The 23870-nt window shown below is 24.6% G+C and carries 22 protein-coding genes and 2 tRNA genes; 10 read left to right on the plus strand and 14 right to left on the minus strand.

The window, feature by feature from the left end:
* Window positions 1-15: 15 nt before the first annotated feature.
* Genes cmk through menD form a run of 3 tightly spaced genes read left to right on the plus strand, consistent with a single transcriptional unit; the run spans window position 16 to window position 3144 of the window.
* Complete coding sequence (cmk, locus tag H0H50_RS02860; protein WP_185867112.1) at window positions 16-717, plus strand: (d)CMP kinase; 702 nt, start codon at window positions 16-18, stop codon at window positions 715-717.
* Window positions 714-1448: a 3-oxoacyl-[acyl-carrier-protein] reductase gene (fabG, locus tag H0H50_RS02865; RefSeq protein ID WP_185867113.1), complete on the plus strand. Its 735-nt coding sequence runs from the start codon at window positions 714-716 to the stop codon at window positions 1446-1448. Before cmk ends, fabG begins: the two co-directional genes overlap by 4 nt.
* A gap of 37 nt (window positions 1449-1485) precedes the next feature.
* A complete protein-coding gene (gene menD, locus H0H50_RS02870; RefSeq protein ID WP_238784196.1) occupies window positions 1486-3144 on the plus strand; it encodes a 2-succinyl-5-enolpyruvyl-6-hydroxy-3-cyclohexene-1-carboxylic-acid synthase in 1659 nt (552 codons plus the stop codon).
* On the opposite strand, the gene H0H50_RS02875 is transcribed toward menD, so the two are convergent.
* The 3 genes from H0H50_RS02875 to H0H50_RS02885 all read right to left on the minus strand — a co-directional run bounded on the left by H0H50_RS02875 (window position 3141) and on the right by H0H50_RS02885 (window position 7316).
* Window positions 3141-3578, minus strand: coding sequence for a SanA/YdcF family protein (locus H0H50_RS02875; RefSeq protein ID WP_238784197.1), 438 nt, complete (start codon window positions 3576-3578; stop codon window positions 3141-3143). The genes menD and H0H50_RS02875 overlap by 4 nt on opposite strands.
* 160 nt (window positions 3579-3738) lie before the next feature.
* On the minus strand, window positions 3739-7032 hold the full coding sequence (gene secA / locus H0H50_RS02880; protein WP_185867115.1) for a preprotein translocase subunit SecA: 3294 nt from the start codon (window positions 7030-7032) through the stop codon (window positions 3739-3741).
* Between the two features lie 50 nt (window positions 7033-7082).
* Complete coding sequence (locus H0H50_RS02885) at window positions 7083-7316, minus strand: DUF2795 domain-containing protein (RefSeq protein ID WP_012821710.1); 234 nt, start codon at window positions 7314-7316, stop codon at window positions 7083-7085.
* 136 nt (window positions 7317-7452) lie between these two features.
* Between H0H50_RS02885 and fmt the strand changes: the two genes are divergently transcribed.
* Window positions 7453-8427 carry a methionyl-tRNA formyltransferase gene (gene fmt / locus H0H50_RS02890; protein ID WP_185867116.1) on the plus strand — a complete coding sequence of 325 codons (975 nt, stop codon included), beginning with the start codon at window positions 7453-7455 and terminating at the stop codon, window positions 8425-8427.
* A gap of 106 nt (window positions 8428-8533) precedes the next feature.
* The gene (locus H0H50_RS02895; protein WP_185867117.1) at window positions 8534-8800 is read left to right on the plus strand and encodes an HU family DNA-binding protein; all 267 of its coding nucleotides are present in this window, start codon (window positions 8534-8536) and stop codon (window positions 8798-8800) included.
* 54 nt (window positions 8801-8854) lie between these two features.
* Here the strand turns inward: H0H50_RS02895 and pdxH are convergent, their stop codons facing one another.
* Window positions 8855-9511: a pyridoxamine 5'-phosphate oxidase gene (gene pdxH / locus H0H50_RS02900; RefSeq protein WP_185867118.1), complete on the minus strand. Its 657-nt coding sequence runs from the start codon at window positions 9509-9511 to the stop codon at window positions 8855-8857.
* Window positions 9512-9575: 64 nt separating this feature from the next.
* Between pdxH and H0H50_RS02905 the strand changes: the two genes are divergently transcribed.
* The 3 genes from H0H50_RS02905 to pheT all read left to right on the plus strand — a co-directional run bounded on the left by H0H50_RS02905 (window position 9576) and on the right by pheT (window position 12881).
* Window positions 9576-9652: transfer RNA gene (locus tag H0H50_RS02905), tRNA-Met, on the plus strand.
* Window positions 9653-9684: 32 nt separating this feature from the next.
* The gene (locus H0H50_RS02910) at window positions 9685-10830 is read left to right on the plus strand and encodes a DNA polymerase III subunit beta (RefSeq protein WP_185867119.1); all 1146 of its coding nucleotides are present in this window, start codon (window positions 9685-9687) and stop codon (window positions 10828-10830) included.
* Entirely contained in the window at window positions 10827-12881 is a 2055-nt protein-coding gene (gene pheT / locus H0H50_RS02915) for a phenylalanine--tRNA ligase subunit beta (RefSeq protein ID WP_185867120.1), read from the plus strand. The genes H0H50_RS02910 and pheT overlap by 4 nt, the downstream gene beginning before the upstream one ends.
* Window positions 12882-12891: 10 nt before the next feature.
* On the opposite strand, the gene H0H50_RS02920 is transcribed toward pheT, so the two are convergent.
* Complete coding sequence (locus tag H0H50_RS02920) at window positions 12892-14343, minus strand: glycine--tRNA ligase (protein ID WP_185867121.1); 1452 nt, start codon at window positions 14341-14343, stop codon at window positions 12892-12894.
* 9 nt (window positions 14344-14352) lie between these two features.
* Complete coding sequence (gene trxB, locus H0H50_RS02925) at window positions 14353-15294, minus strand: thioredoxin-disulfide reductase (RefSeq protein WP_185867122.1); 942 nt, start codon at window positions 15292-15294, stop codon at window positions 14353-14355.
* A gap of 69 nt (window positions 15295-15363) precedes the next feature.
* Here trxB and H0H50_RS02930 point away from each other — a divergent pair, with 69 nt between their 5' ends.
* Window positions 15364-15798, plus strand: coding sequence for a type I restriction enzyme HsdR N-terminal domain-containing protein (locus H0H50_RS02930; RefSeq protein WP_185867123.1), 435 nt, complete (start codon window positions 15364-15366; stop codon window positions 15796-15798).
* 29 nt (window positions 15799-15827) lie between these two features.
* On the opposite strand, the gene gap is transcribed toward H0H50_RS02930, so the two are convergent.
* The 7 genes from gap to fabZ form a co-directional block, all read right to left on the minus strand.
* Window positions 15828-16838: a type I glyceraldehyde-3-phosphate dehydrogenase gene (gap, locus tag H0H50_RS02935; RefSeq protein WP_185867124.1), complete on the minus strand. Its 1011-nt coding sequence runs from the start codon at window positions 16836-16838 to the stop codon at window positions 15828-15830.
* A gap of 26 nt (window positions 16839-16864) precedes the next feature.
* The gene (lepA, locus tag H0H50_RS02940) at window positions 16865-18661 is read right to left on the minus strand and encodes a translation elongation factor 4 (protein WP_185867445.1); all 1797 of its coding nucleotides are present in this window, start codon (window positions 18659-18661) and stop codon (window positions 16865-16867) included.
* A 32-nt stretch (window positions 18662-18693) separates the two neighbouring features.
* Window positions 18694-18766 (minus strand) — tRNA-Arg (locus tag H0H50_RS02945).
* A gap of 8 nt (window positions 18767-18774) precedes the next feature.
* Window positions 18775-19371, minus strand: a complete 597-nt coding sequence (gene pth / locus H0H50_RS02950) for an aminoacyl-tRNA hydrolase (protein ID WP_185867125.1) — start codon at window positions 19369-19371, stop codon at window positions 18775-18777.
* Window positions 19372-19376: 5 nt separating this feature from the next.
* The gene (sucD, locus tag H0H50_RS02955) at window positions 19377-20258 is read right to left on the minus strand and encodes a succinate--CoA ligase subunit alpha (RefSeq protein WP_185867126.1); all 882 of its coding nucleotides are present in this window, start codon (window positions 20256-20258) and stop codon (window positions 19377-19379) included.
* 39 nt (window positions 20259-20297) lie between these two features.
* A complete protein-coding gene (locus H0H50_RS02960; RefSeq protein ID WP_185867127.1) occupies window positions 20298-20867 on the minus strand; it encodes an elongation factor P in 570 nt (189 codons plus the stop codon).
* A gap of 37 nt (window positions 20868-20904) precedes the next feature.
* The gene (fabZ, locus tag H0H50_RS02965) at window positions 20905-22194 is read right to left on the minus strand and encodes a 3-hydroxyacyl-ACP dehydratase FabZ (RefSeq protein ID WP_185867446.1); all 1290 of its coding nucleotides are present in this window, start codon (window positions 22192-22194) and stop codon (window positions 20905-20907) included.
* 337 nt (window positions 22195-22531) lie between these two features.
* On the opposite strand from fabZ, the gene rpmH reads away from it, so the two are divergent.
* Window positions 22532-22681, plus strand: coding sequence for a 50S ribosomal protein L34 (rpmH, locus tag H0H50_RS02970; protein ID WP_185867128.1), 150 nt, complete (start codon window positions 22532-22534; stop codon window positions 22679-22681).
* Window positions 22682-22690: 9 nt separating this feature from the next.
* Here the strand turns inward: rpmH and H0H50_RS02975 are convergent, their stop codons facing one another.
* Window positions 22691-23869 (minus strand): M14 family zinc carboxypeptidase, encoded by a 1179-nt coding sequence (locus H0H50_RS02975; RefSeq protein ID WP_185867129.1) that lies wholly within the window; start codon window positions 23867-23869, stop codon window positions 22691-22693.
* Between the last annotated feature and the right edge of the window lies 1 nt (window position 23870).

Consider the following 23870-nt stretch of genomic DNA (forward strand, 5'->3'; position numbering starts at 1 on the left):
TATATAAAAATTAATATGAATCAAAAAATTATTATAGCTATAGATGGATACTCTTCATCAGGTAAAAGCACTTTAGCAAAAGCTATTTCAAAAAAATTAAAATATAAGTATATAGATAGTGGAGCTATATATAGAAGTGTAGCTTTATTTGCTATTCAAAAAAAAATTTTTGATAGTGATTTATGGAATATACGAAATTTTATTCCTCTTTTAAAAGAGATAAACTTAAAATTTAAATGGAACAAAAAACATAATCGAACAGACATTTTTTTAAATGAAGAAAATATTCAATATAAAATAAGATCAGAACAAGTAACGAATAAAGTTAGTTTAATAGCTCAAATTCCGGAAATTAGAGAAAAATTAACTCTTATGCAAAGAAATATAGGAAAAAATAAAGGAATTGTTATAGATGGAAGGGACATAGGATCTCATGTATTTCCTAAATCAGAATTAAAAATATTTATCAAAGGATCTATAGAAATACGTTCTTACAGAAGATATAAAGATCTAAAAAAAAGAGGGGAAAAAATTTCTTACGAAGAAGTAAAAAATAATCTCATTCATCGAGACATGATGGATATTTCACGAAATATTTATCCCCTCAAAAAATCTATAGATTCTATAGAAATAGATAACACATTTTTAAGTATAGAAAAACAATTAAATTTTATTTATCAATTGATAAATAAAAAAAATAATCATATTATTATATGAAACTATTAAATGGAAAAATAGCTGTAGTTACAGGAGGATCAGGTGATATCGGTCAATCTATAGTAAAAACTTTTGTACAGCATGGAGCTAATGTTATTTTTACATTTTTTTCCTCAAAAAAGGAAGCAACAAAATTGGAATTTGAATTTAAAAATTTAGTAGAAGCATATAAAATAGATCTTTCAGATTTTTATTCATCAGAGAATTTAGTGCGAGAAGTTATAAAAAAATATAATCGTATAGATATATTAGTGAATAACGCAGGTATTATAAAAGATAATTTTTTACTTAAAATATCTAAAAAAGATTGGGATGATGTTATAAAAACTAATTTATATTCTATATTTAATTTAACTAAACATACTATTCCTCCTATGATGAAACAAAAAAAAGGAAGTATTATTAATATGAGTTCTATTGTAGGATTAACAGGAAACATTGGACAGTCCAATTACGCAGCATCTAAAGCAGGAATTATAGGATTTACAAAATCAATAGCAAGGGAATTAGGAAAAAAAAATATCCGTTGTAATGCTATAGCTCCTGGATATATCGTAACAAAAATGAATTCTCATTTTAAATCTCAAATAAAAGAAAATTGGATAAGAAATATTCCATTAAAAAGACCAGGAACGCCTCAAGATATAGCTAATTCCACTTTATTTCTCGCTTCAGATTTATCAAACTATATTACTGGTACTGTATTAAATGTAAATGGAGGATTAATTTAAATTATAAATGTATTCAAATAAAAAAATTGTACAAAGTTTGGGGGAGATTTTAAAAGCAAAATCTATATTTAACATAATCATATCTCCAGGATCTAGGAATGCACCAATTATTATACATTTTACTCAATATAAAAACTTTAAAACTTACAGTATTGTAGATGAACGATGTGCTGGTTTTTTTGCTTTAGGAATAGCTCAACAAATAAGAAAACCTGTAGTGATTAGTTGCACTTCTGGATCTGCTGTTGTAAATTATTATCCCGCAATTACGGAAGCTTTTTTTCAAAATATTCCACTTATTTTAGTAACGGCAGATAGACCCAAAAAAATTATAGATGTATTTGAAGGACAATCAATTAAACAGGAAAATATTTTTCAAAAACATGTAGAAGTTTCTGTTCAATTGACAGAAGATGATTCTGAATTAGGAATATGGTATAACGATCGATTAATCAATGAATCTATTAACAAGTGTATTTTAAAAAATAAACCTATACATATTAATATTCCATTTTCAGAACCACTTTATAATACCATAGATCATTTACAAGTAAAGCCAAAAATTATAAAAACTGTACCTGTCAAAAATTATATTGAAACATGTAATTATAAAAAAGAACAGGATATATGGAAAAAATATGAAAAAAAAATGATTTTGTTAGGATTATATTATCCGGAAAAAAATATGGAAAAAGTTTTAAGAAAATTAAGCTTGGATCCTTCTATCGTAATTTTTACAGAAACTACATCTCATGTATATGGACAATTTTTTTTCTCAAATATAGATGTTCTTATTTTTAATATGAACCCTAAAAAATGGATAAGTTTTAAACCTCATATTTTATTGACTGTTGGAACAAATATTATATCCAAAAAAATAAAATTTCTTTTAAGAAAATATCCTCCAATATATCATTGGCATATAGGAACAAATTACGAAAATTATCCGGATACTTATTATAAGTTAACGACTTATTGGCCAATTGATCCAGAATCGTTTTTTGAAATTTTTTATAATTCTAATAATATATTGATATCCACTTCAGATTACAGAAAAAAATGGGAAAAATTGAGAAAAGAAAGAATTAAAAAACATAAATTTTTTTTAAAAAAAGAAAAAAGTTTTTCAGATTTAAAAGTTTTATTTTTTGTATTCAAAAGCATACCCAATAATACTATCCTACAATTAGGAAATAGTATGATTGTAAGATATTATCAACTTTTTTATGAAAAAAAATATTCTATTAAATCATATTGTAACCGCGGAACTTCAGGAATAGATGGATGTGTTTCAACTGCTATAGGTTCTGCTATAACTATAAAAAAAACTGTAACATTAATTGTTGGAGATATAAGTTTTTTTTATGACAGTAATGCATTGTGGAACAATTATATTCCAAAAAACTTTCGTATTATACTGATTAATAATGGAGGAGGAAATATTTTTAGATTTATTTCAGAAAAAAAGCTTCCTGAAAAAATATTCAATTTTTTTGAAACAAAGCATATTTTTAATGCAGAAAAGATATGCGAAATGTATAATTGGAAATACGAAAGAGTATACGATCAATATACTTTAAAAAAAAGTTTATCATTTTTTTGGAAAAGATCAAAAAAACCTTGTTTGCTAGAAATAGATACCAAAAAATATAATAACGCTAAAATTTTAAGAAAATATTTATCTTATCTATCCTAATTTGTTTGTATAGAATATAAAACAATATTCCATAAAGCTTTAATTCTTGCAAAAATTTCGCGAATTTGTATCTTACTATCAAAAGTAATGTTTTTAGCATTAAAGCCTATTACATCTAAACCCAAACAATTTCCAATAAAAATAGCTCTTTCATTATGAAATTTTTGAGATATAATTGTAAATTTTTTTTGTTTAAAAATTTGATGAACCCTAACAATAGAATGTAAAGTACTAATTCCATAAAAATCTTCATATATAAAATTAGAAGGGATCCCTTTTTTAATCAATTCCTTTTTCATCATTTTTGGTTCATTATAATTTTTTTCTCTATTATCTCCACTCACAATGATATAACGTATTTTTTTATGACGAAAAAGAGAACAAGCTGCATCTATTCTATACTTAAAATAAGCGTTAATTCCTCCTCCATGCAAATATTTAGAAGTACCTAAAACTACGCCAAATGTATTATATGGAATATAGTCAGCAGAATCATAACTTTTTCTTATTGACCAGAAACTTATTCCAATATAACAGAATATAATAAATGAAATTATGATGAAAAATATATGTTTTATTTTTAATTAACACAATCTAAAAAGATTCATCTTCTATGACCCATTCTCCTTTTTCTAAAAAAAATTCTATATGTTTGAATTTAATATTTTTAGTTTCTCCTGTAATTAAATGACGAATATTAATTCTATTGTTTCTTCCTAATTTTTTCTTATCTTTTCCTTTCATAAAAAGATTCGTTCTAAAATTATTTTTTTCTTTTGGAAAGCATAAAATATCTCCTGTTATGATGACGGATTTGAGTAAAAAAGAAACAGTTTTTTTATTGATATCATAAACTTTTTCTTGAAACAAATTAAAAGCATTTTGCTTATAAACAATAAGAGGATCTTTTTGTTCAAAAACAGCATTTTGTACTGAATAACGTAAACTATCCATCTCACGTAAATGTTCTTTCCATTTTTCATCCATAAAACACAATATAGTCTTTTTTTCAAACATGGATAATAAAGATTTTCCTTTTGTTTTATACAATTCTTTCAAATCTAATATAGACACTATATTTTGATATCCATCAGTTAAAGCAACTCGTATTTGATACAATTCATGATTTTTTTTATCTAATATGTTAGATATAATGGGTTTTATGTCGTAATCAATCATTTTTTTCTTCTTTTTATCATAAAAATTCATAATCATATCATGAAATTTGTTAACACAATCACATTCTTTATAATAAAAAAATTCATTTTCTTGCATAGGAAATTTAATACCAAAAATTTGAAAAAATTCATATTCCAAATTTTTAAAATCATTGATAGATTTATTTACAGTAATCATTACATCTAATAAAATATAGATCATATTAGAAATATCTAAACTTAATTCGTTTCCACACAATGCATTTCTTCGTTTTTTGTAAATAAATTCTCTTTGTTGATTAATAACATCATCATAATCTAATAAGCGTTTTCGTATACTAAAATTATTATCCTCTATTTTTTTTTGTGCTTTTTCAATAGACTTTGTCAATAAAGGATGTTGTATTATATCTCCTTCTTTATGCCCAAATCTATCCATTAATTTAGAAAGTCTTTCAGAATCAATAAATAAACGAATTAAATTATCTTCTAGAGATACATAAAACTGAGAACTTCCCGGATCTCCTTGACGTCCTGCCCTTCCTCTTAATTGATTATCTACTCTCCTAGAATCGTGTCTTTCAGTTCCTAATACTGCTAATCCTCTATTTTTAATGACTTCTTTTGATAGTTTTATATCTGTTCCACGACCTGCCATATTAGTTGCTATAGTAACAGATCCAGGTAATCCTGCTTTTGCTATGATTTCTGCTTCTTTTTCATGTAATTTAGCATTTAAAACATTATGTGGTATTTTTTTAAATTTCAATGCTCTACTTAGAAATTCTGAAATTTCAACAGAAGTTGTTCCAACAAGAACGGGACGTTTTTCATTTTTAGATAAAAAAATAATTTTTTCTATAATAGCATTATATTTTTCTCGTTTTGTTTTAAAAACAAGATCTTGCAAATCTTTTCTTTGTATTTTTTTATGTGTAGGGATTACTACCACATCTAATTTATAGATATGCCAAAATTCTCCAGATTCTGTTTCTGCCGTTCCTGTCATTCCAGATATTTTTCTATACATTCTAAAGTAATTTTGTAAAGTTATTGTAGCAAAAGTTTGACTGGAAGATTCTATTTGAACATTTTCTTTCGCTTCTATAGCTTGATGTAAGCCATCAGAATAACGTCTCCCTTCCATGATTCGACCAGTTTGTTCATCTACTATTTTAACTTTCCCTACTAGAACTACATAATCTACATCTATCTCAAATAAAGTAAAAGCTTTAAGTAATTGATTTATAGTGTGAATTCTTTGTGATTTTATAGAAAAATTTTTCAAAAGTTTTTCCTTTTCCTTTCTTTCTTTTTCTTTAGATAAATTATTTTTCTCTAATTCAGTTAGTTCTAGATTGACATCTGGTAAAACAAAAAAACCTATATCTTCCACATTTTTTGATAAAAATTCAATTCCCTTATCTGTTAATTCTACAGTATTATTTTTTTCATCAATAACAAAATAAAGATCTTTATCCACTTTATACATTTCTCTCCCATAATCTTGTAAATACTGACTTTCAGTTTTTTGTAAAATTAAACGAATATTGTCTTCACTTAAAAATTTTATTAGAGATTTTTTTTTAGGTAATCCACGATAGGATTGAAATAATTTTAATCCCCCCAATTTTTTATCTCCATTCTTTATTAAATTCTTTGCTTCTTGTAAAAAATTATTAACGATTATATTTTGCTTGTTTACTAAAGTTTTTACTTTTCCTTTAAATAATTCAAATTCTTCTTTATTATCTTTTTTTAAATCAACAGGTCCCGATATAATTAAAGGAGTCCGTGCTTCATCTATTAATACAGAATCTATTTCATCTATAATAGCATAATTCAATTCTCTTTGAACCAACTCTTCTTTGGAACAAGCCATATTATCACGTAAGTAATCAAAACCAAATTCATTATTAGTTCCATAAGTAATATCTGCTTGATAAGCTTTCTTACGTTTTTTTACATCAGAAGATGAATAATTATCAATACAATCCACTTTTAATCCATGAAATTCCATTAAAGGGGCCATCCAACCTGTATCTCTTCTAGATAAATAATTATTCACTGTAACAATATGTACACCTCTTCCAGATAAAGCGTTTAAATAAGCAGATAAAGTGGCTACAAAAGTTTTTCCTTCCCCTGTAGCCATTTCAGCTATTTTTCCTTGATGTAAGACCACTCCTCCCATAAGTTGAACATCATAATGAACCATATCCCAAATTATATTTTTTCCATATGCATCCCATTCATTTTTCCAAATCGCTTGATTTCCGTTTAAGTGTACATAAGGCTTTATCTTTGATAATTCTTCATCAAAAAAAGTAGAAGTTACTATAAGTTCTTTTTTTTCTTTTAAACGTTTGGCTGTTTCTTTAATTATAGCAAAAGCTCTAGGTAAAATATCTATTAATACTTTTTGTTCTATTTTATAACATTCTTTTTGAACATTTTCTACATTTGAATATATTTTTTCTAAAACGCTAATAGAATAAAATTTTTCTTGTATTCTTTTCAATAATTTTTTTTCCTCTTCATGAAATTTTTTTGTAGACTTTTTTATAATATTTTTTAAATACTGAGTTTGATTTCTTAATTCATCGTCAGATAATAAAAGTATTTTTTCCTCTTCTTTTTTGATTTGAATCAAATATTTTCTAACCTCTTTAAGGTCTCTATCATTTTTATTTACTAATAATTTATTTAAAATGTTTTTTATAAAACTCATTAAAGTAAAAAATATATTAATCGGTCATACACAAAAAAAAAATAGATAACTTAAAGCTCATATTCATCTCTATTCCAATAAAAATCTTCATCATCACGTGGATAATCTGCCCATATGTCTTCTATAGATTCAAAAACTTCTCCTTCTCCATTTTCTAATTGTTGAAGATTTTCAACGACTTCTAAAGGAGCTCCAGTACGAATAGCAAAATCAATCAATTCTTCTTTTGTTGCAGGCCAAGGAGCATCTTCTAAATGAGAAGCTAATTCTAAAGTCCAATACATATATTGATATTTTTAATTATTAAAAAATCAAAAAAATGACATTTTATTTTTATATATTTGATTTTCAAAAATCAATGAACTTTTTCAATAAAAATCACAAGATAAAATTAGTGAATTTAAATTACAAATAAATTACATGAAAAAGTTTCCAAAAATTGTGTTTATAGGTTCAAATCATTTTTCTCTTTATTCTTTAAAAGAATTATATGTTAAACAATACAACATTGTAGGAATAATCACAAGTCCTGATAACCCTTTTTTTAAAAATAAAGGAGAAAAAGCATTTTCTCCTGTTAAAACATATGCATTAGAAAAAAATATTCCTTTTTTACAACCTAAAAATCTTCTGAATCATTCTTTTTTAGAAACTTTAAAAATATGGAATGCAGACATACAAATTGTTGTTTCTTTTCGAGTTCTACCTAAAGAAGTGTGGAATTTTCCTAAAATGGGATCTTTTAATTTACATGCTTCTCTTCTTCCACAATATAGAGGAGCTGCTCCTATTAATTGGGTAATTATTAATGGAGAGAATAAAACTGGATTAACCACTTTTTTCATAGAAGAAAAAATAGATTCTGGAAAAATTCTTTTACAAAAAGAAATTAAAATAAAAAAAGGAGAAACTGCAGGGGAATTAGAGAATAAGTTAAAAAAAATTAGTGGCTATATGGTTATTCAAACTTTAGAAAGTATTATAAAAAATAAAATAAAACCTATTTCCCAAAAAAATGTTGATTTTTCTTTATTAAAATATGCTCCAAAAATATCTACTAAAGATTGTAGAATACAATGGGAAAATCCATCTATAGAATCTATTCATAATAAAATAATAGGATTGAGTCCTTATCCTACAGCATGGACTTTGTTATTTTTTAATAATAAAAGATTCGTTAGATTTAAAATTTTTTTCACTAAAAAAATAAGAGAAACACATACTTTTCCAATTGGTTTTATCTTCATAGTTTCATCGTATGAATATGAAATGAGAATTTCCGTTAAAGAAGGTTTTATATCTATTGTTGAAGGGCAAGTAGAAGGAAAAAAAAGAATGGATGTAAAAAATTTGATTAACGGATTGAAAATAAGAAAAAATCTTTTTGTTAGATAAAAAAATTTAGTTATTTATCCTTTATGGATATATATTATATATTTGCTATTGCTGTTGTTAATTATAAGATTATTTTATAGTTAACTAAAAACTAAATTAATTATTCATGAACAAAACAGAATTAGTTAATTCAATAGCTGAAAAAACTGGAATAACAAAAATAAAAGCTAGAAACGTAACCGATGCATTTATTGAAACAGTCATTGAATCTTTAAAAAGAGGAGATAAGGTGACCTTAGTAGGATTTGGAACCTTTTCTGTGGTAGAAAGACATCCTAGAAGTGGAGTAAATCCTAGAACAGGAAAAAAAATACATATTCCAGGAAAAAAAGTAGCTAAATTTAAGATAGGGGCAGAATTGACAAAATTGTGATCTTTCAAAAGAACAGATAGAACTTAAAAAGTTTAAGTTCTATCTGTTCTTTTTTTATGGAGATAGTCTATATAAAATCCATTTATTTTCTTTTTCTGAATGATAAACTAATCTATCATGAAGTCTATTAGGTTGTCCTTGCCAAAATTCTATTTGGTAAGGTTTTACAATATATCCTCCCCAATCAAAAGGACGTTTTATTTTTTTTTTATTAAAAAAATTATTCCATTTATTATATTGTTTAAGCAAATATTGTTTAGATGGAATAATCCTACTTTGTCGAGAAACCCAACTTCCAATTTGATTTCCTCTAGGTCTATTAGAAAAATATTCATCTGACTTTTTTCTTTTAATTTTTGATGTAATTCCCTTAACAATAATTTGTCTTTCCGTATTTCTCCAATAAAAAGAAAGACATACTTTTGGTCTATTTTGAATAGATCTTCCTTTTATACTATAATAATTTGTATAAAAAACGAATCCATCTTTTGAGTACTCTTTTAATAAAACGACTCTAGTTTCTGGGCCTCCATCTGTTCCTATAGTAGAAATAGACATAGCGTTAATTTCTTCATTATTTTTTTCTTTATAAAAGGATTTTTCCTGTTTAAACCAGTTATCAAATAATTGAAAAGGTTCTTGTGGAACTTCAGATTCCAGTAATGAATTTTTTGTATAATTTTTTCTAAAATTACTCAAATCAACTGTCATAATATTATGATATTAATATAAAATAAAAATATACTAACTTTAACTTTATCTAATACAATATTTAGGCGTGATAGCTCAGTTGGTTAGAGCGTTGGATTCATAACCCAGAGGTCGGGGGTTCAAATCCCCCTCACGCTACCATCTATAAAAATGAATTATCATTATTACAAAATATGTATTTTTCTGTTTCTAGTTATTTTCTATTAAGAAAATTACATACTTTATATAAAATTATAAATATTAATAATTTATCGAATTCAATTACTTTTACAATTTTTAAAAAAAATCAATTAAAAATCATATGGAGATTAGATTCAAAAAGTATAATTCATACATATGTTAAAATAAATGTAAAAAAATATACCCAAGACAAAGTCACAGTATCTACCAAATTTATGGTAGATATTTTAACCACATTTTCAAATGAAGAACTTTTCATAGAGAAGAAAAAAAATACACTCAATATTTATTCTAAGCAGGGAATTTATAAAATTCCTATTTTTTATGATTCAAATCATAATCATGAGAATATTAATATATTAAGAAAATTTTATTCCGTAAAAATATCCTTATATTCAAATGTTCTTCTAAAAATCTTGAATAAAACTTTATTTGTTACCGGAAATGAAGAATCGAAACCTATATTAAATGGTGTCTTTTTTCAATTTTTTTCTCATGAAGCAAATATTGTAGCAACAGATACTTATAAACTAGTTAAATATACTATAAAAAATTTTAAAATAAATAGAAGGGTACAATTTACTATATCTAAAAAATATCTAAATATAGTTAAAGAAATTATAAAAAATGATAAAGAAAGTAATATTTTTATTAAATATAATGAAAATAAAAATATAATTTTTAAAACAAAAAATTATATTTTTTCATGTGAACCAATAAATGAAAAATATCCAAATTATCTTTCTGTTGTTCCCCATAATAAATGTAATATATCTTTCATTATTAACAAATTTCTTTTATTGAACACTATTAAAAGAGTTTCTATTTTTTCTAAAGAAAATAAAAAAAGTTTTATTGATTTTCATTTTAGTCATAATAAGTTAAAAATTTGTAATCAAAATACGATTGATATTAATAATTCTATTTCAGAAATTAAGTGTAAAGTTATTTTTAACAATATAAAAAATATGAAAATAGGTTTTAACTCTCAATTTTTAATTGAAGTTTTGTCTTCTTTAAATGAAGATTTTGTTTATTTTGAACTTTATTATAATAGAATGGGAATTTTAAAACCTTTATATAATAAAAAAAAAGAAGAATCAATTTTTATATTAATTATGTCCACAATAAAAATATGAAAATATCATTGAATTGGCTTAAAAAATATGTATTTCCTCTTAACATGGATGAAAACGAAATATCTAATATATTAACTGATATTGGACTAACAGTAAAAGAAATTAATAATACAAATAAGGATTTTATTTTGGATCTGGAAATTACACCTAATCGTACAGATGCTATGAGTCATTATGGAGTAGCACGTGATTTACATGCTGTTTTAAAATTTCGTGGATATAAAGTTCATTTATTAAAACCAGTAATATATGAAAGGATAAATTCTAATAAATCTAATATTCAAATCTTTGTAAAAACACATGAAAAATGTATAAGATATTCCGGAATGTTTATTTTTAAAATAAAAGTAGGCCCCTCACCATGTTGGTTAATTTCTATATTAAAATCTGTAGGGATAAAATCTATAAATAATATTATAGATATAAAGAATTTTGTCATGTATGAGTTAGGACAACCTATACATATTTTTGATATGGATCAAATAGAGGATGGAAAGATTATAATAAAAAATGCGGAAAAAAACACAAAATTTCAGTTTTCAGATAACGTGATAATAAAACTTAATGAAGAAGATTTAGTTATATATGATGCTGTTAAACCATTATCTATAGCTGGAATGATAAATCATGTTCAATCCAATATAAATGTTAAAACCGAAAATATTTTTATTGGAAGTGCTTGTTTTAATTCCAATATTATCCGAAATATAAGAAAAAAACATTCAATAAAAATAGAACCTTTACATTTTTTTGAAAAAGAAACGGATCCTAATCAGACTATATATGCTTTACAAAGAACAGCATTTCTTATAAAAGATATAATAAAAAGTAAAACAATATGTTCTGATATTGTAGATTGTTATCCTAATCCTATATCTTTTTCAAAAATAAAACTTCGTTATAATAAAATTACAAATGTTATAGGAAAAAAAATATCAAAAAAAGAAATTAAAAAAATTTTATCATTATTAGAAATAATGATTTACTATGAAAATGATCAATATTTATTGATTCATATACCTACTTATAGAATAGATGTGCAAAGAGAGATAGATGTAATTGAAGAAATATTCAGAATTTATGGAATTCATAATATTCCAATATATAATCAAATAAAAATTTATACAATTCCTAAATTTTACTATAAAACAGAATATGAAATACAAAAAATACTTTTTGAACAATTAATTAATTATGGATTTCAAGAAATTATTTCTTCTACTATGAGAAATGAAGATAAATATTCTTTTTTACTCAATTCTTTTTTTAAAAGAAAAGAAATTCAAATTGTCAATCCTGTGAACCAAAATTGTAAATTTATGCGCTCTAGCTTATTATTCAGTATGATAGATTGCATAAAATCTAATTATAACAAGAACCGAATTGACTACAATATAAAATTTTTTGAATTAGGAAAAATATATTATAAAAATAATCATAAATTTTTTGAAAAAACTTATCTTGGATTAGCTATCTCACAAAAAGAAAAAATTGAATCTAAAAATTATCCTTTTCTTTATTTGAAAGGAATTATTGAACAAATTTTTCAAAGAAGTGGAATATATAATTATACACAAATTCTTTCCAATCATCCTTTATTAGAAAATAGTATTTCTATATTATATAATCATAAAAGTTTAGTCGAAATAGGAAAATTAAAAAATAATGTTTTAAAAAAAAATGAAATATTTTATGCAGAAATTGATTGGAAGTACTTAGTTTCTATTATTCAAGAAAAAAAAATGATTTATGTTCCGTTTTCTAAGTATCCCTCTTCGAAAAGAGATTTATCTATATTAGTAGATAAATCTCTTTCATTTGAAAAAATAAATCAATTAATTAAAAGAAAAGAAAATTATATAATTAAAAGAATTAAAATATATGATTTATATGAAGATATAAATTTCCCTGCTTCCAAAAAATCTTATACTATAAGTTTCTTTTTTGAAAGTCAAAAAGAAACATTAACCGATAAAATTATTAATAATTCAATGAAAGAAATTGAATTCTTTTTGAAAAAAGAATTAAAAGCTGAAATAAGAGAAAAATAAAATTATTTGATTAAATGAAATAAGATAATTTTTTTAAAACTTTTTTTAATCCAGTTTCTTTTTCTATAATTTGTGATATTTCTTTAATGTGAATTCTTTTCTGTTCCATGCTATCTCTATTCCTCATAGTTACTGTATCAGTTTCTATAGTATCGTAATCTACAGTAAAGCAAAATGGCGTTCCTATAGCGTCTTGTCTTCTATACAATTTTCCAATAGTTGCTTTTTGATCGTAAACTAGTCTATGATGAATTCTAATATCATTAAATATTTTTTTTGCTATTTCTGGCAATCCATCTTTTTTAACTAAAGGCAATATAGCAGCTTTAATCGGAGATAAATGATAGGGAAGTTTTAATACCACACGAGTTTTATCATTTTTTAATTTTTCCTTTTTTAAGGAAGAAGAAAGTATAGCTAAAAAAAGACGATCTAATCCTAAAGATGTTTCTATAACATAAGGAATATAATTCCTTTCTGATTCAAAAAAAGACTCAAAAACTCTTAACTTCTTTTTCGAAAAAAATTCATGATTTTTTAAATCAAAATCTCTACGAGAATGAATCCCTTCTATTTCTTGAAATCCAAAGGGAAAATGAAATTCTATATCTGATCCTGCACTAGCATAATGAGCCAAATGGTTATGATTACATAATTTATAGTGTTCTCTATATCCTAAATTTAATTCTAAATGCCACTTTAAACGAATTTTTTTCCAATATTCATACCATTTTATTTCTTCTTCAGGAAGAATAAAAAATTGCATTTCCATTTGTTCAAATTCCCGCATTCTAAATATAAATTTTCTTGCAAAAATTTCATTTCTAAATGATTTTCCGATTTGTGCAATTCCGAATGGAATTTTCATTCTAGTAGATTTTATTATATTCTGAAAATTTGAAAATATTCCTTGAGCTGTTTCAGGACGAAGAAATAAATCTTTTTTATTTTTAATTCTGAACATCATATTAAAATGACGAATTTTTGTCCAATTTTTTGTTTTACAAATAGGATCACAAATACTTAATTCATCAATTAAAGTTTTGAGATCTATCCAATCTTTTTTTTTTAAAGATTGATGTAAACGAGATAATATTTTTTCTTTTTTTTTAGGATCATTAGAAAAATTTTTTTCTACATACTCTTGAATTAAAATTTCCGGACGATATCTTTTTTTAGAATCTTTATTATCAATTAATAACTCGTTAAATTCATCAATATGACCGGATGCACGCCAAACATCAGAATGCATAAGTATAGAAGAATCCACTCCTACTATATTTTCATGAAGTTGTGTCATTGATTTCCACCAAAATTCTTTTATATTATTTTTTAATTCTACTCCATGTGGCCCATAATCATAAACGGCATTTAATCCTCCATAAATTTCACTAGAAGGAAAAATAAAACCATAAATTTTTGCGTGAGAAATTAAAAAATCAAAAAAATGACTGCATTTCATTCTATTATTTTATACACATAAAGATAAATATTTTTCCAAATCTAATGCAGCCATACATCCGGTACCAGCAGATGTAATAGCTTGACGATAATCAGGATCTTGTACATCTCCTGCAGCAAATACTCCAGGTTTACTAGTTATAGTTCTTCCTTCTTTTACAAGAATATATCCTCTTTTATCCAAATCTAATTCATTTTTAAAAATTTCTGTATTAGGAATATGACCTATAGCAATAAATAAACCATTAATGAAAAGAATTCTACTTGTTTCATTTTTATGATTAAAAATTCTAATTCCTTCCAAAAAATTATCTCCAATAATTTCTGTAACATGAGAACAAAATAAAATATTGATATTATTTTTTTTTGAAATATGATATTGCAAAATTTTGGATGCTTTAAAATAATCTTTTCTAACTATTAAATATACTTTTTTGCAAATTTTTGCCAAATAATTTGCTTCTTCTAAAGCTGTATCTCCGCCTCCTATTACAGCTACATTTTTATCTTTATGAAAAAAACCATCACAAGTAGCACAAAAAGAAATTCCTAATCCTATAAATTTTTTTTCTTTATTAATTCCTAAAAATTTAGGCCTAGAACCTGTAGCAATAATCAATCCTTTACTTTGTATATATTTTTTTTCTTCAAAAAAAATTTTATGTATTCCTCCTTTTTTATCAGTTAAAATAACTTGATTGACTGATTCATTGATTATTTGAGTATTAAAACGTTCTGCTTGTTTTTTACAATCATTCATCAAATCTATCCCATTAACTCCTTCGGGAAATCCAAGATAATTATCCACAATACTTGTGGTAGTCAATTGCCCTCCTGGTTGAAATCCACTAAAAAGAATAGGATTCATATCAGCTCTGGCTGCATATATAGCAGCAGAATAACCAGCAGGACCAGATCCAATAATTACACAATTATATATTTTTTTTAACATAAAATATTTTTTTCTTATAAAGAATTATATATTAATATTTTGTAAAAATATTTTATTATTTAATAAATTATGTATTATTTAAACTTTTTTATAAGAAAATATTTACATTTGAAAAAAATAAAAAATAAAATTCATATATTTTGTGTAATAAGAAAAAAATTTTATCTCTTTACTCAAGAAGAAGTAATACGTCAATATATAATTTTTTTATTAAAAGAAGTAAAAAATTATAAATGCTCTAACATATGGGTAGAACATCCTATGAAAATAAATATGTTAAATAAACGACTAGATATTTTAGTTCAATTTAACAGAAAACCACATATACTCATCGAATGTAAACCGCCTAAAATTTCTATCACACAAAAAACTTTTGATCAAATTTCCATATATAATAAGGTAATAAAAGCTCCATTTTTAATGATTAGTAATGGAATAAAAAATTTTATTTTTAAAGTTGACAAGAAAAAAAAAAAATTTACTTTTTTAAAGTATATTCCATAACATAAACAGAACTATTAACTGAATACTAATTATGATGATAAAGAATGCATATAATCAATAAGATCTAATAATTTTGTAGAATAACCAACTTCATTATCGTACCATGAAACTATTTTTAAAAAATTTGAATTTAACATAATACTAGAATTTGCATCAAAAATAGAAATTCTTTTGTCTCCTATAAAATCAGATGAAACTACAGGATCTTCCGTGTATCCTAATATACCTTTTAATGTAGTTTCAGAAGCCTGCTTCATACAGTATTTAATTTTATCAAAATTGGTATTTTTTTTCAGATAAACCGTAAAATCTAAAACGGAAACATCTGCTACAGGGACTCTAAAAGCCATTCCTGTTAATTTTCCGTTTAAACTAGGAATAATTTTACCTACTGCATTAGCTGCACCTGTTGATGCTGGTATGATATTAACCAATGAAGATCTTCCTCCTCTCCAATCTCTAGCGGAAACAGAATCAACCACTTTTTGAGTGGCAGTAGAGGCATGTATAGTAGTCATCAAACCCTCAGATATACCAAAATTATCATTTAAAACTTTAACTATTGGAGATAAACAATTTGTAGTACAGGAAGCATTAGATACAATAATTTGATCTTGTCTCATATTTTTATGATTTACTCCCATAACAAACATAGGAATATCATCTTTAGGAGGTGCTGATAATATCACTTTTTTAGCACCTGATTTTATATGAGCACTAGCTAAATTTTTAGTTAAAAAAAGTCCAGTAGATTCAACAACGTATTCTACATCCAAATCTCCCCAATTTAATTTTTCAGGGTCTTTTTCATTAGTAACCTTTATCCGTTTTTCATCCAATATTAGATAATTTTTATCTTCTATGCGAACATTTCCTGGAAAAAAACCATGAATGGAATCATATTTTAATATATATGCTAAATATTCTATAGAGACCAAATCATTAATAGATATTATTTTAACATTATTTCTATTTAAAGCAGCTAATAAAACTAGCTTTCCTATTCTTCCAATTCCATTAATTCCTATTTTGATAGACATATTTAATAATTTTTTTTGTTATAAAATTAATTTTTGATTTTGAGAAAAGTTATAAAAGCAGATGATGGAATTTCAACTTTTCCTATTTTACGCATTTTCTTCTTTCCTTTTTTTTGTTTTTCCAAAAGTTTTCTTTTTCTAGAAACATCTCCTCCATAACATTTATCTGTAACATTTTTTCTGAAAGCTTTAATAGTTTCTCTTGCTATAATTTTTCCAGATACAGAAATTTGAATAGGAATACTAAATTGATGTTTTGGAATTAAAACAGATAATTCTTGACATATTTTTCTCGCTAAAAAAAAAACTTTGGTTTTATGAGCTAAAAGAGATAAAGGTTCTATTTTTTCGTGATTAATCAATACAGTAATTTTTTGTAAATCCGAATTTCTATAACCGATAAAATTGTAATCAAAAGAAGCGTATCCATTAGAAATGGTTTTTAATTTATCATAAAAATCAAATATAATTTCCGATAAAGGCATTTCAAATATAAGCTTGATTCTTTTTGAAGTTAAATAATTATGATTTCCAATCATGTTTCCTCTTTTTTCAATACATAACGACATTACATTTCCTATATAGTTATCTTTAGTAATAATAGAAACTAAAACATATGGTTCTTCTACTTTTTTTAATTTTTCCATTTCTGGAAAATCTGAAGGATTATTAATTAAAACTTTTTGATCATTTTTTTTGTAAACTCTATAAGAAACATTAGGGATCGTAAGTATTACAGAAATGCCATATTCACGTTCCAGACGATCTTTTACTACTTCCATATGAAGAAATCCTAAAAATCCACAATGAAAACCAAACCCTAATGCGGGAGAAGACTCAGGACTGAAAGAAAGTGCAGCATCATTTAACTGTAATTTTTCTATAGAAGAACGTAATTCTTCGTATTTATCAGAATTAATTGGATAAATACTGGCGAAAACCATAGGTTTAAATTCTTCAAATTTTTGTATCGCTTTTTTAGCTGGTTTTTTCGCATCTGTTATGGTATCTCCTACTTTTACTTCACTTGTATTCTTTATACCAGAAATAACATACCCAACATCTCCTGTATTGATTTGATTCTTTGAAATATGTTTTAGCTTCAAAGTTCCTATATCATAAGCTGAATAAATTTTTCCTGTGGACATAAATCGTAATTTTTGTCCTTTTCGTATATAACCATTTTTTATTCTAAATAATACTTCAATACCTGTAAATGGATTATATAAAGAATCAAAAATAATGGCTTGTAAAGGGGCTTTTGGATCTCCTTTTGGAGCAGGAATACGTGTTACTATTTGATCTAAAACATTATTAATTCCTAATCCATTTTTGGCGCTAACAGGAATAATATCTTTCATTTTACATCCTACTAATTCCATGATTTCTTTCATTACATCTTCGGGAATGGAATCCGACAAATCAATTTTATTTAAAATAGGAATAATGACCAGATGATTTTTTAATGCTAAAGAAAGATTGGATATTGTTTGTGCTTGTACACTTTTTGTACAATCTACAACAAGTAGTGCTCCTTCACAAGCTGCAATGGAACGTGATACTTCATATGAAAAATCTACATGTCCAGGTGTATCTATCAAATTTAGAATATATATTTGATTCTTATGTTGATATTCCATTTGAACAGCATGACTCTTGATCGTTATTCCACGTTCTCTTTCTAAATCCATATCATCCAATAACTGATTTCGTTTTTTTTTTCCTTCTGAAACTGTTTTTGTAAATTCTAATAAACGATCAGCTAATGTGCTTTTCCCGTGATCTATATGTGCTATAATACAGAAATTACGAATATAATGAATCATAATTAATTAAGTTTAAAAAATAATAATAATAACCTTGAAGGGAATCGAACCCATACCATAGGAATCGGAATCCTATATTCTATCCTATTAAACTACAAGGCTATAATTTATTAAGGATGACAATTGAACATATTCATCGTTTTTTGTAGTCCATTTGTTACAAATGATAATATTATTTTTATACCTATATCTAATTTTGTAAATAGATAATCTATTTCTTCATTTTTCCAATTTTCTAATACATAAGAATCTATCCTTTGATTATTTCTATCAAAATGATTTGGTTTAATCCCAAAACGTAGACGTGCGTAACAAGATGTTCCTATTTCTTTTTCTATATTTTTTAATCCATTATGTCCTCCATTTCCTCCTTTACCTCTTAAACGTAAATTCCCAAAATTCAAATAAATATCATCAGATACTATAAGAATATTTTCTAATATAATTTTTTCTTTGATCATCCAATATTTAACAGCTAAACCACTGCGATTCATATAAGTAGAAGGTTTTAAAAAAAAAAGTAGTTTATTATTATAGATAAATTGAGAAATGAAGCCTAATTTTTTTTTTGAAAAAGAAAAAAGATATTTTTTTGATATTTGATCCAAAACCATAAATCCTAAATTATGTCTATTTCTTTTGTATAAATATCCTGGATTTCCTAATCCGATAATCAAAAATTTTTCTATGGGATGTAAATGAATCATATTGATTATGATTCATAAAGAACTTCATATACCATTTTTCCTATATCGTCCGGCGATTTAACAATATGTATTCCAGTTTGTTCCATTATTCTCATTTTTTCTTGTGCTGTTTCTATTTTTTTTTCTATAATAGCTCCAGCATGTCCCATTGTTTTGCCTTTTGGAGCAGCTTGTCCTGCTATAAAACCTATTACCGGTTTTTTATTTTCAATATTTTTCATCCATTCAGCAGCCTCAATCTCCAATCTACCCCCTATCTCTCCAATCATAACAATGCATTCAGTTTCTGAATCATCTAAAAAGAGTTTCATAATTTCCTTTATATTCATTCCTATAATGGAATCACCTCCTATACCAACAGCAGTCGAAATTCCATAACCAAACTTTACAATTTGATCTGCGGCTTCATAAGTGAGTGTTCCTGATCTAGAAACTATACCCACATTTCCTTTTTTATTAAAAACTGAATTAGGCATTATTCCTACTTTAGACTCTTTTGGAGAAATAATCCCAGGACAATTTGGTCCTATTAAACGAGATTTTTTTCCTTTTAAGAAATGTTTAACTCTAATCATGTCTGAAACTGGAATTCCTTCTGTTATACATACAATAACTTGTATGTTCATATAAATGGATTCTAAAATAGCATCCGAAGCAAAAGCAGAAGGAACAAAAATTACACTTACATTTCCTCCTGTATTATTTACAGCTTCTTCTATAGTGTTAAAAATAGGAACTCCTAAATAAATCTGCCCTCCTTTTCCTGGAGTAATTCCTCCTACTATACTAGTTCCATAATTTATCATTTGTTCAGTATGAAATAATCCTTCTTTACCTGTTAATCCTTGGACAAGAACTTTAATGTTTTTATCTATCAAAATACTCATATAATTCTGAATTAGTTTTTATGTAAAATAATTTGAATTTTATTTTCTTACTCTTTCTATATAAGATCTATTTTCTGTGTTTATTTTAATAAGTTCTCCTATATCGATAAAAGAAGGAACCAATAATCTAGCTCCTGTTTCTAAAACAGCAATTTTATTGGAATTATTAATAGTATCTCCTTTTTTTACATATTCTGTATGTTCCACTTTTAAAATAATAGTGGAATGCATTTTTAAAAATAAAAAAATTTTTTCTTTTTCATTTATAACATGAAAAAAAATAGTTATTTTCATGCCTTCTTTTAAAAATTCTATATTTATATTTTTTATTAACCTTTCTTCTATTTGTATTTGTTCATAAGTATTCTCACTCATAAAACAGAAAATATTTCTTTCTTTATACAAATATCTATATAAACTAGATTCTATTGTTACCTCTTTCAATTTATGTTTTGCTGAAAAATTGTTTTCTAATATATGACCTGTTATCAAATTTTTCAATTTTGTTCTAACAAAAGCATATCCTTTTCCTGGTTTTACATGAAGAAAATCAATAATTTTATATATTTCTTTATTCCATTGTATATATAAGCCCTTTTTGATATTCATTTGATTTAAAATTAAAATTTTAAGGATTTATCATCATTTAATTTTTAACTATTTTGGCTACAACTTCTGCTTCTACTACAAGTTTGTTATTAACATAACCTTTCCCCTGCATATGAACTATTCCTCTTTTCATAGGTTTTAACAAACAAACTTGGAAAACAATTATATCTCCAGGAACTATTTTTTGTTTAAATTTTACTTTATCTATTTTTAAAAAATAGGTAGAATATAATTCAGGATGACTTAGTTTATTTAATACTAGGATACCTCCAACTTGTGCTATAGCTTCTATTTGTAATACTCCGGGCATTATTGGTTCTCTAGGAAAATGTCCTATAAAAAAATATTCATTCATAGTTACATTTTTCACTCCTACAACACTATTTTCTGTTAAATCGATAATTTTATCTACTAAAAGAAACGGAGGTTTATGAGGTAAAATTTTCATAATACTTTTTATATCTAAAAAAGGTTTCTTTTTTAAATCAAATTCAGGAATATCATTTTTTTTTAATGTTTGAATTTTATTCATTAATTCCTTTAAAAATTGCATAATAATATAATTATCTGGATTATAAAAAATGAATTTACCTTTTAACTTAGTTCCCATTAAAGTTATGAAACCTATAATATCTAAAAGAATATGTTGAGCTATTTCATTAAAGGCTTGATCTGGATAGATAAATGTATCATGAAAAAAAGAATATATAGAATTTTTTCTAACTTCCTTAAATTTTTTTTTTTCGCAAAGAATACAAAAAATTTTTGAATTTGCGATTTTATGAAATTGATACAGATGTTTAAAAATAGCATTTTTTGTATATTTAGAATTAAAATCTATAACGGTCATAATCTCAAATTTGTTAGCAGGTAATGCAATAATTTCTCCTCCCGTATTCATATTTTCATAAGAAATAATTTCCGTTATTGAACAATATTTTCTTTTTTCGTTTTGTTCTATAATTCCCACTTTTTGAATTGCTTCTACAAAAAATTTAGAAGAACCATCCATGATAGGAATTTCAATATTATCTAATTCTATGATTACATTATCTAAATCCATACCTGTCAAAGCAGCTAAAACATGTTCAATAGTATAAATTTTTAATCCATTTTTTTCCAAAATAATACCTTTATCTATACTTTCCTTTATCAAAAAAGAATAATGAGCTTTGATATGAGGTTTTTCTTTTATATCTGTTCTAATAAAAATAAATCCTGTATGAGTTGGAGCTGGTTTGAAAGTAACAGTTACTTTTTTTTTAGTATATAAACCAAATCCTTGTAAGGAAATTTTTCCTGCAATAGTTTTTTGCTTTTCAAGCATATCCATATATATATATTAAAGACTTAATTTTTTATAAATTAGAAATCATATTGGATATAAATTTTCAGAAAAAAAATACAAAAAAATCAAAAACTTTACGTAATTTATGTTCTATACGAATGTTTCTTATTATATTATATTCATGAGTTTTTCAAGACGTATGATTTTCTTTTTTACAGGTTTTATTATTGGTGTTTTGATATTACTTTTTTTTTCTCATACCTTTCAAAAAAGATTACTGAATATAAAAAAGAAAAAAATAGTAGAAAAAAAAAGATGAAAAATATTTTTTCTAATGTTCTAAATATTAGAAAAAAATGTACTTTATTTAAATAATATGAAAAGAACTTATCAACCTTCGAATAGAAAAAAAGTTAACGTTCATGGATTCATTAAACGAATGAAAACAAAAACAGGTCGCACAATTATATCCAGAAGAAGAAAAAAAGGAAGAAAAAGACTTACAGTATCTATTTTTAAAAAATAAAAAAATCAATTATAAAATTTTAAAATATTCTACATTTCCAATTTCAGGAAAATTTTCTCCTTTTTCTCCATAAAAATTTTTACCTATGACAATAGATTCTTCATAGGCAAAAAAATTGGATAAGTCACCTATATCTACTATTTTAGTATAAATAGAAATATTTTGTTTTATTGAATCAAATTTTTCAAAATTCATTAATCCTATATCTACAAAAAATTTTTTTTTATTTTTTTCTATTTGCACTTTTCTATATATCTTATCAAATAAGATGTCTTCATTTTCTGGAATGGAAAAGTAAGATTTATAATTTTTTTCAATATATTCTCCTTTATAATTTTTATAAGAAATAAAATAAATTCCTGTAAGAATAGATAATACACTATATTTTCTAACAGTTCTTTTTTGATAATCTTTAGGATAATTTCCTGATTCAATTAAAATACAAGGATAACCTAATTTTTGTAACCTATCTCCAGTTGCCGTAGGATACAATTTATCAGAAAATCTTCCTATAGATCCGATTTTAGGTAAAATTTTATGAAGTTTTTTTGCTATAAAATTTATAACTCCCATAGATTTTTTTCTACTCATAGAGTAAACATCTTTTTTTGTAGATACAGAAGGAGATAAAAAAGATAAAATAGCAGGATTAAAATTTTTATGACCAACGTTATAAATACTTCTTTGATCATGTAAATTAAATAAAATATCAGGTTTACTTTTTTCTATTTCCTGAAATAAAATTTGTATTTCTGGAGATTGTAAACGAATCGCGTCTCTATTTAAGTCTATATTTATAGCGTTTCTTCTTTTAAATATTTCAGATCCATCAGGATTTAACATAGGAATAAATAAAATAGTCAAATTTTTATTTAAAAATTGAACTAAATCACTATTTTTTTTTATTAAGAATAAATGAAAAATATCAAACATAGATTTTGTTCCTGTAGTTTCATTTCCATGCATTTGAGACCAAATTAATATTTTTATTTTTCCTATACCCCATTTTATTTTGAAAATTTTTCTTTTCTCTATAGAGAATCCTATAGGAACAACAGAACATATATCTTTGTACTTATTTATAACTTGTAATAATTCAGAATATCTAAAAATTTTTGAATAACTGATACTACTATCTTTAAAAGATTCATAATTCTGAAATAGAGATATGATATCTAAATACAACATA

It is taken from the genome of Blattabacterium cuenoti, assembly GCF_014252015.1.
Lineage (GTDB): Bacteria > Bacteroidota > Bacteroidia > Flavobacteriales > Blattabacteriaceae > Blattabacterium > Blattabacterium cuenoti_U.

What these genes read in the sequence shown, in the direction of transcription:
- fmt (WP_185867116.1), top strand. Translation starts at nt 7,453, where the DNA reads ATGAAAAAGTTTCCAAAAATTGTGTTTATAGGTTCAAATCATTTTTCT.
- gap (WP_185867124.1), bottom strand. Translation starts at nt 16,838, where the DNA reads ATGTCTATCAAAATAGGAATTAATGGAATTGGAAGAATAGGAAAGCTA.
- H0H50_RS02975 (WP_185867129.1), bottom strand. Translation starts at nt 23,869, where the DNA reads ATGTTGTATTTAGATATCATATCTCTATTTCAGAATTATGAATCTTTT.
- trxB (WP_185867122.1), bottom strand. Translation starts at nt 15,294, where the DNA reads ATGTTAAAAAAAATATATAATTGTGTAATTATTGGATCTGGTCCTGCT.
- pth (WP_185867125.1), bottom strand. Translation starts at nt 19,371, where the DNA reads ATGATTCATTTACATCCCATAGAAAAATTTTTGATTATCGGATTAGGA.
- H0H50_RS02920 (WP_185867121.1), bottom strand. Translation starts at nt 14,343, where the DNA reads ATGAAATGCAGTCATTTTTTTGATTTTTTAATTTCTCACGCAAAAATT.
- H0H50_RS02885 (WP_012821710.1), bottom strand. Translation starts at nt 7,316, where the DNA reads ATGTATTGGACTTTAGAATTAGCTTCTCATTTAGAAGATGCTCCTTGG.
- cmk (WP_185867112.1), top strand. Translation starts at nt 16, where the DNA reads ATGAATCAAAAAATTATTATAGCTATAGATGGATACTCTTCATCAGGT.
- H0H50_RS02910 (WP_185867119.1), top strand. Translation starts at nt 9,685, where the DNA reads ATGTATTTTTCTGTTTCTAGTTATTTTCTATTAAGAAAATTACATACT.
- H0H50_RS02960 (WP_185867127.1), bottom strand. Translation starts at nt 20,867, where the DNA reads ATGAATATCAAAAAGGGCTTATATATACAATGGAATAAAGAAATATAT.
- H0H50_RS02895 (WP_185867117.1), top strand. Translation starts at nt 8,534, where the DNA reads ATGAACAAAACAGAATTAGTTAATTCAATAGCTGAAAAAACTGGAATA.
- sucD (WP_185867126.1), bottom strand. Translation starts at nt 20,258, where the DNA reads ATGAGTATTTTGATAGATAAAAACATTAAAGTTCTTGTCCAAGGATTA.
- secA (WP_185867115.1), bottom strand. Translation starts at nt 7,032, where the DNA reads ATGAGTTTTATAAAAAACATTTTAAATAAATTATTAGTAAATAAAAAT.
- pheT (WP_185867120.1), top strand. Translation starts at nt 10,827, where the DNA reads ATGAAAATATCATTGAATTGGCTTAAAAAATATGTATTTCCTCTTAAC.
- fabG (WP_185867113.1), top strand. Translation starts at nt 714, where the DNA reads ATGAAACTATTAAATGGAAAAATAGCTGTAGTTACAGGAGGATCAGGT.
- H0H50_RS02930 (WP_185867123.1), top strand. Translation starts at nt 15,364, where the DNA reads ATGTATTATTTAAACTTTTTTATAAGAAAATATTTACATTTGAAAAAA.
- fabZ (WP_185867446.1), bottom strand. Translation starts at nt 22,194, where the DNA reads ATGCTTGAAAAGCAAAAAACTATTGCAGGAAAAATTTCCTTACAAGGA.
- pdxH (WP_185867118.1), bottom strand. Translation starts at nt 9,511, where the DNA reads ATGACAGTTGATTTGAGTAATTTTAGAAAAAATTATACAAAAAATTCA.
- rpmH (WP_185867128.1), top strand. Translation starts at nt 22,532, where the DNA reads ATGAAAAGAACTTATCAACCTTCGAATAGAAAAAAAGTTAACGTTCAT.